Genomic DNA, 14,515 nt, shown 5'->3' with positions numbered 1-14,515 from the left:
GGCGCGCAGGGACGTCCAGTGAGCCGCGAGCTCGGGCGGCCCGTGCCGCTGTGGCGCCAGCTGCTGGTGCGCGGGCTGGCCTTCAGCCTGCTGATCGGCCTGGCCGCGTCGTCCCTCAATGCCTGGCTCAGCTGGCAGGCCGAGCAGCGCCGTCAGCACCAGCAGCTGCAGGCGGTGCTGGCCGCCTACGGCCCCAGCCTGGCGCAGGCGGTCTGGTCGCACGATGAACCCTCGCTGGGCCTGCAGCTGGCCGGGCTGCACCACTTTCCGGCGGTGCTCAGCGCCGAGGTGGTGGGGCCGCGGCTGCGGCTGGGCTATGTCAAGGCCGGCGCCGACATGTCGCAGGCCGTCCCGGCGCAAAGCCATCCGCTGGTGGCCCCCGATGGCCGCGAGGTGGTGGCCTACCTGCTGCTGCGGCCCGATGCCGCGCAGCTGGCCGGCCAGGTGTGGCGCGACACGGCGCTGTTTGCCGCCGCCACCGTGCTCGAGCTGCTGCTGCTGGCCGCGCTGTTGTACGCGCTGGTGCTGCGCACCGTGTCGCAACCGCTGTCGGCGCTGTCACGCCATGTGGTGGGGCTGACCGTGGGGCGCTTCGACCGGGTGGACGTGCCGGTGCCCATGCCCAGCCACGGCCCGCCCACCGAAGTGCATGTGCTGGCCCAGGGGGTCGAGCGCCTGCAGGCGGCGCTGCGCGACCAGCTGGCGCACCGCGACGCCAACGCCCAGGCCCTGCAGCAGCGCCGCGACCAGCTCAATGCGCTGATCGCGCGCCAGACGCGCCAGCTCGACGAGGTGCTGCTGCACATGGCCGATGGCGCGGGCGTGGTGGATGCGCTGGGCGTGGTGGTGGTGGCCAACCCGGCCTGGGGCCGCATCATGGGCCTGGCCGAGGGCGACGCGCTGGAAGGCTGGCCGGCTCCGCGCTGGCTGGCGCGGCCCGGCTGGGCCCATCTGCTGGCGCTGCTGCCGGGGCGCGAGGCCCAGGCCGTCACCACCATCGGCGTGCGCCGCGCCGATGGTGCCGAGGTGCCGGTCGAGGCCAGCTTCTCGGTGGTGGAGCGCAGCGCCGAGGGCCGGCCGCAGCGCATCCAGCTGGTGCTGCGCGACATCAGCGCGCGGCTCGAGACCGAAAGCAACCTGATCGCCGCGCGCGAAGCCGCGCTGGCCGCCACGCGCGCCAAGAGCGAGTTCCTGGCCAACATGAGCCACGAGATCCGCACGCCGATGAACGCCATCCTCGGCATGCTGCACCTGGCGCTGCGCACCGCGCTGTCGCCGCAGCAGCGCGACTACCTGCACAAGATCCACGCCGCCGCGCGCTCGCTGCTGGGCCTGGTCAACGACATCCTCGACTTCTCCAAGATCGAGGCCGGCAAGCTCGAGCTGACCCATGCCGAATTCGCGGTGGACGATGTGCTCGAGCAGGTCACCTCGCTGGTGGCGCTGCAGGCCCAGGCCAAGGGCCTGGACTTTCTGATCGACACCGCGCCCGACGTGCCGCCGCGCCTGGTGGGCGACGCCCTGCGCCTGGCCCAGGTGCTGACCAACCTGTGCAACAACGCGGTCAAGTTCACCGACCAGGGCGAGGTCATCGTGGCCACCCGGGTGCTGCGCGCGCCGGGCGACGCCACGGCGCACGATGACACGCAGCTGACGCTGCAGTTCGCCATCATCGACAGCGGCATCGGCATGTCGGCCGATCAGACGGCGCAGCTGTTTCGCCCGTTCACGCAGGTGGACGCCTCGATCAGCCGGCGCCATGGCGGCACCGGCCTGGGCCTGGCCATCAGCCGCCAGCTGGTGCAGCTGATGGGCGGCGACATCGCCGTGCAGAGCACGCCCGACGAAGGCAGCGCGTTCAGCTTCAGCGCCCGCTTCGAGCGGGCCGCCGCGCTGCCCGACATCGAGCCGCCACCCGGCGTGATGCTCGACCTGCTGGTGGTCGCGCCGCGCCCGCGGGCCGCCGCCATGCTGTGCGCCATGGCCGGCAGCCTGGGCTGCCGCACCGCCCAGGTGGACAGCCTCGACGCCGCCTGCAGCGCCTTGCTGGCCGCCGCCGACCGCAGCCCGTTCGATCTGCTGCTGCTGGATGCCGGCGAACTGGCCGCCGAGCACACCGCCGATGGCGCGGTGCTGGCCGCCGCACGCCGCCTGCGTGCCCTGCCACTGCGCACGGCGCCGCGGCTGGTGGCGCTGCTGCCGCTGGGCAGCGTGGACGCGGCCGTCGGTGACGCGGCCAACCATGACGCCGCCGGTGGCCGCAGCCTGAGCCCCGCCGCGCGCGCCGCCCTGGACGGCGTGCTCGCCAAGCCGGTCACCGCCTCGGCCCTGCTCGACCTGCTGTGCGGCCTGTTTGCCGCCCATGGCTACCGGCCGCTGCGCCGCAGCGGGCGCGGAGCCATCGCCCCCGAGGCGCCGGCACCCGAGCGCCTGCGCCGGCTCGAGGGCCTGCGCGTGCTGCTGGCCGAAGACAACCCGATCAACCGCGAGGTGGCGGTGGCCCTGCTGGCCGACGTGGGCGTGCGCCTGACCTGCGCCGACAACGGCCTCGAGGCCCTGCGCTGCCTTGACGGGCAGCCGCCCGAGGCGCCGTTCGACCTGGTGCTGATGGACGTGCAGATGCCCGGCATGGACGGCCTGGAGGCCACACGCGGCATCCGCCAGCGTCCGGCCCACCGCCATCTGCCGGTGATCGCCATCACCGCCCACGCCATGGCGCGCGACCGCGAGCAATGCCTGGCCGCCGGCATGAACGACTTCATCAGCAAGCCCTTCGACCCGGCCGACCTGTACGCCACGCTGGCCCGCTGGGTGCGCGACGAGCCGCTGCCGACCGCGGCGCTGTCGGCCGGCACGGGCACCGCGGCCGCCACCGCCAGCGCCGCCGCCGGGCTGGCGCCGGGCGCCGCCTCGGCCCCGGGCCGCGCCCCGGCAGTTGCCGCGGCCGGCAGCGCCCCGCGGCGTGCTGCCGCCGGCCCGGGCGGCCCGAGCGGTGGCCTGCGGACCGCGGCCGCGCCCGCCCAGCCTGCACCGGCCGAGCTGCCCCGCGAGGTGCGCGGCATCGTGCTGGCCGAAGGCCTGCGGCACTGCGACGGCAAGCCGGCGCTCTACCGGCGCATGCTGGGCCTGTTTGCACGCAGCCGCAGCGGCCTGGCCGAGACCTTGCGCCAAGGCCTGGCCGACGGCGACATCGCCGGCATGGCCAAGCTGGTGCACATGGTCAAGGGCGAGGCCGGCACGCTGGGTGCCCGGGCGGTGTTCAACACCGCCGCGGCGCTCGAGGCCGAGCTGGCCGGCCTGCTGGTCGGGCCCGACGGTGCGGCCATCCACCGCCCGGGTGCCGCGCCGCCGCTCACGGCGTTGGCACCGTTCGAGGCCGCGCTGGCCGAGGTGCTGGAAGGCCTGGCGCAGGCCCTGGCCAGCCCGGCCACCGAGGCCGGCTGAGGAGCGGCTGAGGAGCCGGTGAGTGACCGGTCAGGCACGCCCGGGCCACGCGTGGCGCACGTTGGGGGCACGCGCCGCGGCCGTTCGGGCCGTCTCCCGGTCGATTTGCGCCGCAGGCCGGCATTTCGTCGCCGCGCTCTGGCTGTGGCCGGGGTGCCGGCCTAGGCTTGCGTCCATTGCATCGCCGCCCGAGGAGCCCCGCATGAACCCCCTGCACCTGATCACCCAGCCGCTGAGCGACCTCGGCCGTGCGGTGCTGCTGCCGTTCAAGGCGCTGTTCGTGGTGGGCCTGTGCTTCGCCATCAACGCCATGACCACGCCAGGCCACTGGTGGGTGAAGTGGGTGGCGCTGGGCATGGGCATTGCCGTGCTGGTGGCCTGGGCCAAGGCGCTGCGCACGCTGATCGTCATCGGCCTGCTGGCCGCGGTGGGCCTGTGGGTGCACCGCCGCTACGGCGCCGAGGCCCGCGCCCGCTTCGACGAATGGGCCCAGCGCACCCAGCCAGGCCGCAGCCAGCTGCTGGCGGTGTTGCGTGGTGTGCCTGGCGTTGCACGCTAATGTGGGCCATAGCTACTGCCACTGAGCTGTCAGGTGTGCACCGCCGCGATGCGTCACTTTGAGTGCGGCGCACACTGCAGTTCATGCGGTTGAATTGCATCATCAACGTTGTTGACGCCTTAGGCCCCTTGATTGCGGGGGGTGTTGATCTGCCCCGCTAGATGGAAGTTATCAGATGCCATGAAACTCGCTGTCGGAGCGGAGAGAGGGCTTGTCAGCGTTACTCCAAGAGGTTTCGTGTCGTGACTTGATTTGGATTTGCTTGTTCGGTGTCTGGGTGGCGAAGTGAGCGGCAGCTCGCGGGCGCCCTTCGGCTGTCTTCTTCCGCATGTTGAGTTCCAGGCCTAGGCTAATGCTCCTAGGCCAGAGAAGCCATTCAGTGCGACTGGGAGAAGATTCATGGGCGGACATCAGAACCGTGGTGAAAGTACTGCGTTTGGACGGTTTGGTGCCAATCCGGCCAAGCCCAGTGCATTGCTGCTGGCGCTGGTAGGGCGAGCCCGACGCTTCTGGCTAGGTTGGTTGGAAGACCTTTGGTCTCAAATCCGAGATTGGCGAATCGAGCGGCGGGCAAAGCGTCATGCGGCAGCTGAAGAACGAGTGGCTGGTCGCTCCTACCGTATTGAGTCGCTAGAGCCGCGGCTGCTGTTGTCGGCGGATCTTTCGCCCACCGATTTCGCAGGCGTCGCCGCCTATCGCAACATCGATCCGATAGAGGCAGCCCCCGAGGTGAACCCGAATGGGGTGACCACCATGCACGCGTTGGCGGCAAGTGCGGAGCCAATAGTCACGCTCAGCGGACCAGGCAGCGCGAGGTTGGTGATCCAGGCCAATGGGTATCTGCTTGAGCTCCAATCGACAACTGCCGCCACTGAGGTCTCCATAGCTTCTGCTGATGGCGGCCGTGTCGCGCTCACTGGCATTCGAGCCGACAGCCATGTTGGAACGCTCAGCCTTGCCGTAGCGGATCTCTCGGGCAATGCCAGCTTTGCCGGCAGTCTGGGCACCCTCAACCTGGGGCAAGTTCGGCGGTCGTCGATCAATGTGGCTGGCGGTGGCGAAACCACAATCAATGCCAGCGAATTGACCGATGCGGTCGTCGTCTCGCCAGCTGCCACTTTGACCGTCAAGGCTGGCGCCTGGGTCAGCACAGTGGCCGGAAGCAACAGCCTTCAGGCTGCCGCCTTGAAGTCGCTGGCCATCACCGGTGACTGCACCTCTGATCTGTTGTTGTCAGGGGCGGCAACGGGTTTCACCTTGGGTACGGTTCAGGTGGGCGGCAGCCTGGCGGGCGGCGTGTGGAGCGTGCATGGCCGCGGCAATGCCATCAGCGCCGGCAGCACGGGCGCCGACTGGCGGCTCAACGTCAGCCAGCCGCTCACGCAGCTGATCACCCGCGGCCAGGCCTCGGGCCAGGTGGCGGTGGCCTCGCTGCAGTTGCTGCAGGTGGGGGGTGATGCGCGCGACCTGCGGCTGATGGTGGGCGCCGACCTGGGCGACGACGCCGCGCTGGGCGGCAGCGGCGCCAACGCCGACAGCTTCAAGGCCGGCACGCTGGCACGGGTGCGAATCACCGGCAGCCTGGCTGACAGCCAGATCCTCGTCAGCGTGGATCCCGTGGACGGTGTGCTGGGCGACGGCAATGACCGTCAGCTGGGCACCGTGCTGCAGCGCGTGCAGGAGTTCATCGTGGGCGGCCAGCTGCTCGGCAGCACCACCGTGGTGGCGCCGCAGTTCCCGTCCAGCGTGCGTGTGGCGGGCCAGGCCGTGAGCCCGGCCAGCCTGCCGCAGCTGCGCAGCACACCGCCTGACCGCCTGGCGCCCATGCTGCTGCGCATTGGCCTGGCCGCAGCCAGCGACACCGGCGACCTCGGTGACGGCCGCACCACGGCCAGCCTGGTGGCGCTGGAGGGCGAGGCCGAAGTCGGCGCCATGTTGACGTTGCGCCGCGCGGGCGAGAGCGCCGCGCTGGCCACGCTCACGGTGCCGTCCAGCGGCCGCTTCAGCCTGGCCGGCATCGCGCTGGCGCTGGGCAGCAACGGCTTCGACCTCAGCCTGCAAGACGCCGCCGGCAATGTGACCAGCGGCAGCCTGACCCTGGTGCGCGAGGCCATCGCCGACACCACACCACCCAGCATCGAAGTCAGCCTGGCCCACGACACCGGTGCCTCGGCCAGCGATGGCATCACCCGCGATCCTGCCGTCCACGGCCGCGTGGCCGACAACGCGGGCCAGCCACGCCTGCTGGCCAGGCTGGACGGCCAGCCAGGCAGCCCGGCCATCGACTTGAGCCACCTGCTGGCCGCCGACGGCAGCTTCACGCTCGACCGCGCGCAGCTCGACACGCTGGCCGGCGGCACCCTGGCCGATGGCGCGCATGCGTTGCAACTGCAGGCACAAGACGCCGCCGGCCTGCTCAGCGAAGCCGTCAGCGTGGCCTTCACGCTCGACACCACCGCGCCGGTGGCCACCTTCGGCATTGATCCGGCCCATGCCATCGGCAACGATGATGGCCAGACCTATGCCGCTACCGTCGATCTGCTGGGCAGCACCGAGCCCGGGGCGAGCATCGCGCTCACGGCCCAGGGCTTGAGCACCACGGCTGACGCCGATGGCCGCTTCAGGCTGGCGGGCGTGGCCTTGCCGCTGGGCAGCACCAGCGTGCAGCTTGATGTGGTGGACAAGGCAGGCAATCGCCAGACCAGCAGCCGCAGCTTGCAGCGTCTGCCGCTGCCCGACACCCAGCCGCCCACGCTGTCGGCACTGCGCCTGCAAGACGACACCGGCGCATCGGCCACCGACCGCATCACGCGCCTCGTGGCCATGCTGGCCGACAGCACGGACAACACCGGCGTCACACAGGTGTTTGCCGCCGTGGACGAGGGCCCCACGCTCAACGAGCTGATCGGCAGCCTGGGCGAGGGGGGCGTGGTCACCATCTCGCGCAGCCAGATCGAGGCCCTGGCGGGCGGCAGCCTGGGCGATGGTGCCCACAGCCTGCGCGTGCAGACGGCCGATGCCGCCGGCAACCGCAGCACTGAAAGCAGCCTCAGCTTCACGCTCGACACCACCGCGCCCATCGCCACGCTGAGCCTGGCCGAAGCCTCTGACACGGCGCCCGTGGGCGATCTGCAGACCGAAGCAGGCACCGTCACGATCCATGGCCGCACCGAGGCGGGTGCCCAGGTGCGCCTTGGCAGCGCGCAGAGCGTGGCCGATGCCCAGGGTGCCTTCGTGTTCGCGGCTGTTCCGCTGGCGCTGGGCGCCAACACCCTGACGGTGGACATCACCGACGTGGCGGGCAACACCGGCACGGGGTCCATCACCGTCACCCGCATCGCCAGCGACCTGCCCGACACCAGCGCCCCGGCCCTGAGCGGGCTGCGTCTGCAGCAGGACACCGGCGCCTCCGGCTCGGATCGCATCACCCGCGTTCCCGCCGTGCAAGGGCAGGTGATTGACGACCGCGGCGCCACGGTGCTGCTGGCCGCGCTGGGGGATGCCGCCAACCCTGACTGGGTGGATGTGAGTGCCAGCCTGAGTGCCGACGGCAGCTTCACGCTCGGCGCAGCCCAGCTCGACACCCTGGCCGGCGGCACGCTGGCCGATGGCGTGCACACCCTGCAGCTTGCCGCGCGTGATGCGGCGGGCAACACCTCGGCCACCGCCCAGCTGAGCTTCACGCTGGACCGCCAGGCCCCTGCCGCGGCCAGCATCGCGCTGGCCAGCGCAGACAGCCTGGATGCCGATGGCACGCAGACCGCAGCCGCCGTGGCGCTGATGCGCGGCAGCGCCGAGGCCGGTGCCGTGGTCAGCCTGCCGGCGCAGGGCCTGAGCACCGTGGCCGCTGCCAACGGCAGCTTCCAGCTGCCCGGCGTGGCCCTGGCGGTGGGCGAGAACCTGCTGCAGTTCAGCGTCACCGATGCGGCCGGCAACAGCCAAGGCCTGAGCTTTACCGTCACCCGTGTCGAAACCACCCAGACCGACGCGGTGCTCACCTGGAACGACATCGCCCTGCGTGCCATCCAGCTGGACGTCACTGATCCGCCGGTGGCCACGCGCAACCTGGCGCTGGTGAGCCTGGCGCAATACGACACGCTGGCCGCCATCGAAGGCACGCCGGCCTACCTAGTGCAGCGCAGCGTGAGCGGCGCTGTCAATGCCCAGGCGGCAGTGGCCGTGGCGGCGCACCGCATCCTGAGCCTCACCTACCCGGCGCAAAAGACCGTGCTCGACGCCGCACTGGCCAGCAGCCTGGCCAGCATTGCCGACGGCGCGGCCAAGGACGCCGGCATCACCCTCGGCCTGAGCGTAGCCGATGCAGTGCTGGCCATCCGTGCCAACGATGGCTCGAACGCCTTCACCGAATACGCCGGCAGCACCGCCGTGGGCCAGTGGCGGCCCACCGGCCCGATCTTCGACGTGGCAGAGAACCCCCATTGGGCCAGCGTGACCCCCTTCGCGCTGAGCTCGCCCGGCGAGTTCCGCCCGTCTGCGCCACCGACCGTGGATTCCGCGGCCTACGCCACCGCACTGAACGAGATCAAGTCCCTGGGCAGCGCCACCAGCAGCACCCGCACGGCTGACCAAACCCAGCAGGCCCATTTCTGGGCCGATGGCAAGGGCAGCACCACGCCGCCCGGCCACTGGAACCAGATCGCCAGCCAGGTGGCCCTGACCAAGGGCAACAGCCTGAGCGCCAACGCGCGCCTGTTCGCCCAACTCAATGTGGCGCTGGCCGATGCCGCCATCGCCTGCTGGGATGCCAAGTACTTCTACGGCGCCTGGCGCCCGGAAACCGCCATCCACGATGCCGAGTTGGACAACAACGCGGCCACCACCGACGACGACAACTGGCGCAGCCTGCTGATCACGCCGCCGCACCCCGACTACGTGTCGGGTCACTCCACCTTCAGCGCCGCCGCGGCGGCGGTGCTGGGCAATGCGTTCGGCGACAACACCGCGTTCAGCACCACCAGCGCCACGCTGCCGGGCGTGACGCGCAGCTTCAGCAGCTTCACCCAGGCCGCTGAAGAGGCCGGCCGCAGCCGCGTGTATGGCGGCATCCACTTCGAATACGCCAACCAGGCCGGCAAGGCCTTGGGCCAGAACGTGGCGCAAGCCGTGCTGCAGAAGTTCGCGCTGGCGCAGGACACGCAGGCACCATCGATCGTGTTGCAGGCCAGCCCGACCGCCACCAACGCCAACCTCACGTTCACCGGCCAGGTGCTGGACAACCTATCGGGCGTGGCCCAAGCCAGCTACCGCATTGACGGTGGCGCCGAACAAGCGCTGACCCTGGGCACCAACGGCAGCTTCAGCATCACCACCGCACTGGCCATTGACGGCTCGGCCGATGGCCTGCACACCGTCACCCTCATCGCCACCGACGCCGCGGGCAACACCAGCGCGGCCACCAGCCGCAGCTTCACGCTGGACACCCAGGCCCCCAGCATCGAGCTCACCAGCCTGGCCGACGGCGCTACGCTGGCCGCCGGCAGCCGCATCAGCGGCACGGCCAACCCCAATGGCGGCGTGCTCACACAGCTGTCCTACACCCTCGATGGCGGTGCGGCGCACACGCTCATCTTCGATGCCAGCAGCGGCAGCTTCGATGCGGCCCTGGACTTCGGCAGCCTGGCCGTGGGCGACCACACCGTGGTGCTGAGCGCCCGCGACGCCGCAGGCAACACCGCCACATTGAGCCGCACCGTGAAGGTGGACACGCTGGCCGCGTTCACGCTGGTCAGCATCACCCCCGGCGACGGCAGCAGCGACGTGGGCGTGACCCAGCGTCCCATCATCACCTTCAGCCGCGCCGTCAACGCCGCCACGCTCAACGCCAGCAGCCTCTACGCCACCGGCCCCGATGGCAGCAGGCTGGCCACCACCCTCGTGCCGGCGGCCGATGGCACCTTCGCCTGGCTGTTCTTCAATGACCCGATGCCGGGCGGCTCGCGCATCACCATCACGGTGGACGGCAGCAAGATCCGCGCGGCCGCGGACGGCGCCTTCCTGGATGCCGACGGCAATGGCAGCGCCGGTGGCCAGGCCGCCGTGAGCTTCACCACCGTGAGCACCACGGTGGTGGCCGGCACCACGCTCAAGGGCAAGGTGGTCGACCCAGGCGTCGACCTGGAGCCCATGACCTTCGACGACATGCGGCGCGGCCCCGATGGGGTGATCCACACCGCCGACGACCTGTTCCTGAACCCGATCGTCCATGCCAAGGTGTATATGCTGGGCCAGGAAGACCGCTACGTCTACACCGACGCCGAGGGCAACTTCACCCTCACCAACCTGCCCGCCGGCGAGGTGAAGGTGGCCATCGACGGCCGCACCGCCACCAATGCGCCCAGCGGCGTGTTCTGGCCCGAGATGGTGATGGCTGCCACGCTGAAGCCCGGCGTGACCAACACGCTGATGGACAGCATGGGCAGCGCGGAAGAGCGGCTGGCCAACACCGGCCGCACCGAGGTCTACCTGCCGCGCGTGGCCACCAGCGCGCTGCAGACCGTCAGCAACACCCAGACCACGGTGATCACCGTGGACGACCCCAAGGCCGCCCCGGCACTCACCGAGCAGGAGCGCAGCGCACTGACCCTGACCGTGGCCCCCGGCAGCGCCATTGGCGAAGACGGCAAGGCGCTGTCGGACGTCAAGATCGGCATCGCCACCGTGCCGCCCGAACTGGTGCGCGACATGCTGCCGCCTGGCGTGCTGCAGCACACCTTCGACATCACCATCCAGGCCCCCGGCGTGGCCACGTTTGCCGAGCCGGTGCAGATCACGTTCCCCAACGTGTTCAATGCCGCGCCCGGCAGCAAGCTCAACATCCTGAGCTTCGACCACACCACCGGCATGCTGGTGATCAACGGCACCGGCACGGTGTCGGCCGACGGGCTGACGGTGGTGTCGGATCCGGAATCAGGGGTGAAGGCGCCGGGGTGGCATGGGATGACGCCGCCGGGGGGCACTGACGACCCCACGCCCGATCCGGATGCCCCGGCAGGAGATCTAGACGGTGACGGCATTCCCGATGTCACCGATGACGATGACGATGGAGACGGTACGCCCGATGAAGACGATGACGATGAGGAGTACTTGGTTTCCATCAGCTTGGGCGCAGGCATCACGATCGAGGCGCCGCAGTTCAGCATTGCCGTTGGTCTGACTCTTCCAGATGAAGTCATTCGGGCTGTTCTTGGTCTGGATGAGGATGAGGAGGTCGATCAGCCGTTTGCGTTCGACTTTGCAACTGACTTCGACGACATATTCGACAACACGAATGCGCCGTTCAGCTACACCTACACGACTCGGATCGACAACGACATCTGGAGCAGCCTCGTTCCAGAGAACTTGACTCTGACGCTCTTTGGTGTCGAGGTAGAGGCTGAATTGAGTGCTGCGTTCGGCTTCGAGGCGGAGATGGACTTTACCGGCGGAGAAGCTGAATTGGAACTCGAAGAAATTCGCTTTCGCCCAGGGAACATTGAGGTTTCTGTCTCGGCTGACATCGACTTCGGATGGCTAGAGAACATCCCCTACGACATTGGCGAATGGTTCAAAGAGCATAGTGAGTGGGAACCAAAAGAACCCTTCCGATTGGCGGGGCCGCCTACGATCGATTTGTCTGACTGGGGTGTCGATGAATATGAAGTGCCGCTTCCATTCACCCCGCTAATCGACTATCACGGGGACATATTTGCTGGCGCCCGTGCGGCTGTCTCATGGGGCTTCAGCATTGCGCCTAGCGTGACTATAAGAAAGACACTAGTCCCGGCAGCCAATGCCACTGATCGCTCGCGCACTTCAGCCGACCTTTCAATGCTTGCTGCGCTGGAGAGTCTGGCATCGCCGTCTGAATTCAGTACTGCGGTTCCTGTAAATCAAGATGGAAGTGCACCAACGGCGAGCCGCGCACTGTCCTTGATGCCTGATTCGGACATCTACTACTACTACCAAGTCAGCAATGGGACTGACTTCCGAGGCACTGTGGAGCGTGGGCAAAAGCTTGATCAGTTTCTTCCACCCGACACTGAGTTCAATCTTTACCTGTTTGATCCGGTCACAAACAAGACCTTTGTCGAGAACCGAACCTCGCCAGCGTCCGGCGCGAACGCTACGCGAACATTGCCAATGACCCACATCGGAGGCTTCGATGCGGACGGGGATGGACTATCTGACCTTGCTGAACTGGTTGTAGGTACCCGAGACAGCGTAGGCGATACGGATCGCGATGGGATTTCCGACCTTCTTGAGATCCAGCAGGGCCTGGATCCGCTGGGTGGCCTGAACCTGCCCACCGGCGTGATCGCCGCAGCGGCGCTTCAAGGTTCGGCCGAGGCCGTGACTGTCGTCGCTACCGGCAACAGCAGCGCCACCGCCCTGGTGGCCACCGGCACCTCCGGCCTGGCCCTGCTGGATACCTCCAAGTTCACCGAAGCCAAGCTGCTGGCGCAGATGGCCCTGCCCGGCAACAGCGTGGACGTGGCCGTCGATGCCTCGCGCGGTCTCGCCGCCGTGGCCGCTTCTGAAGCTGGCCTGCATCTGATCGACATCTCCCAACCCGCCGCGCCGGTGCGCACCACCACGGTGTCGCTGGGTGAGTCGGTGCAGCGCGTGGTGGCCGTTGACGGCATCGCCTATGCCGCGCATGGCAGCAGCATCTCCGCCATCAACATGCAGACCGGCGAGGTGCTGCAGAAGCTGGTGCTCGGCCAGATCGGTGGCGGCAGCATCACCGACATGGCCGTGGACGGCAACATGCTCTACGTGATGGACGCCAACCGCGTGCTGCGCGCCGTGTCCATCCGCGAAGGCGTGCTCGCGGCCCAAGGCGCCATCACGCTGGACAACGGCGGCGGCAAGCTGTTCGTGGGCGGCGGCGTGGCCTATGTGGGCACGCTGTCCACCAACAGCCAGGGCTTCCTGACCGTGGACGTGTCCGATGCGGCCAATCTGCGCCTGCTCAGCGGCGTGGATGCGGCCAACGTGGCCGGCCAGTCGCTAGTGGCAAACGGCTCGGGCCTGCTGGTCTCTGCTGGCCAGCTCACGGGGCCGCGTGGCGAGGCGGTCTATGCGCTGGATGTGTCCAGCGTGGCCGATCCCGCCGACACCGGCCGCTTCCTCACCCGCATCAACCTGCCGGCTGCCCCGCGTGACGTGGTGCTGGCCAACGGCATGGCCTTCGTGGCGGATGGTTCCTCGGGCCTGCAGGTGGTCAACTACGTGGGCTTCGACACCAAGGGCCAAGCGCCCGTGGTGTCCATCGCCCTGACCGGTGCGGACATAGATCCCGACACTGCCGGCACCCAGGTGCAGGAAGGCAGTTCGCTGAGCGTGACGCCCACGGTGTCCGACGATGTGCAACTGCGCTCGGTCGAGCTGCTGGCCAATGGCCAGGTGGTGGCCACCGATCTGAGCTTCCCGTACGACCTGCTCGCGCAAGTGCCCACCATCGCCGCGGCCGGCAACACGTTGACGCTGCAGGTGCGGGCCACCGACACCGGTGGCAATGTGGGCTTGTCGGAGACGGTGACGGTCAATGTGGTGCCCGACACCTTTGCGCCGGAGGTGCGCAGCGTCAGCCTGACCGATGGCGCCAGCCTGTTCTTCGTGCGTTCGGTGGACATCACGTTCAATGAACCCATAGCCCGTGATCTGTTCACCACGCAAGCCGTGAGCCTGGTGCGTGCCGGTGCCGATGGCCTGTTCGACACGGCTGACGACACCGCCATGACGGTGCGCATCGATACCCGTGCGCAGGGCCAAGTGGTTTCGATCCTGCCTGATGGCTACTTGCCGCCGGGACAGTACCGCCTGCGTATCGATCCCACCCGCGTGACTGACCGCGTGGGCAATGCGCTGGGCGCTGCCATCCAACGCAGCTTCGTCGTGAGGCCGGCCAGTGAAGTGCGGGCCGCCCAGGGTGCGCCCGAAATCGCGGTGGCCCCGTCGGCCAATCCTCTGCAGGAAATCGGCGTGCCGGTCAGCTTCGACCCCAGCACGGCACGCATGCGCTTCGTGGTCGGCTCTGACAGCAGCACGGCCACGTCCACGCAGGACGTGACGGTGCGCCGCTACGACGCAACGCGCGGCCTCGCCTATTTCGTCGTGCCCGTGAACGCGGTCTCGGGTGACGTGACTGTGTTCTCACAGGTCGGCAGCACGCAGGCCTTCCCGGCCGATGGCAGCTTCCCGCTGCAAATCGTCCCGGTGGTCACCGGCGTGCAGATCGAAAGCGTCGCCAGCGATAGCAATTCAGCTCAGGTGACGCTCAGCGGCTACGGCTTTGCCGAAGGCGCTGGCGAGTACCGCTTTGGCAGTGCGTTGGTGAGTGATGCTGCGATCAACGCAGGCGCTGATGTCTACAGTTCAGGCCAGCGAGTACTCCTCACGCTGCCGCTGAGCGACGGTGCCTTCGGCCCGATCACGGTCAAGACCGCGGGTGGAGTAAGCGCAGCATTCAGCGCCAGCCTGTCGGGCATCGAGTCGCAGGCCTACTCGGGC

The 14,515-nt window shown here is 68.9% G+C and carries 3 protein-coding genes; all 3 read left to right on the top strand.

Annotated features, from left to right (window positions below; all coding sequences use genetic code 11):
* The first annotated feature begins 18 nt into the window (after positions 1–18).
* Positions 19–3,444, top strand: a complete 3,426-nt coding sequence (locus N4G63_RS00015) for a hybrid sensor histidine kinase/response regulator (protein WP_314599190.1) — start codon at positions 19–21, stop codon at positions 3,442–3,444.
* A gap of 202 nt (positions 3,445–3,646) precedes the next feature.
* Entirely contained in the window at positions 3,647–4,003 is a 357-nt protein-coding gene (locus N4G63_RS00010) for a 2TM domain-containing protein (protein WP_260789517.1), read from the top strand.
* Positions 4,004–4,603: 600 nt separating this feature from the next.
* Positions 4,604–14,515: Ig-like domain-containing protein (locus tag N4G63_RS00005; protein WP_314599189.1), on the top strand; the 9,912-nt coding region annotated here is incomplete at its 3' end.

Origin of the sequence: Aquabacterium sp. OR-4, assembly GCF_025290835.2 — a bacterium.
Classification (GTDB): domain Bacteria; phylum Pseudomonadota; class Gammaproteobacteria; order Burkholderiales; family Burkholderiaceae_C; genus Pseudaquabacterium.
The sequence above is the reverse complement of the archived record's forward strand: the minus strand, read 5'-3'. Positions and strand labels throughout refer to the sequence as shown.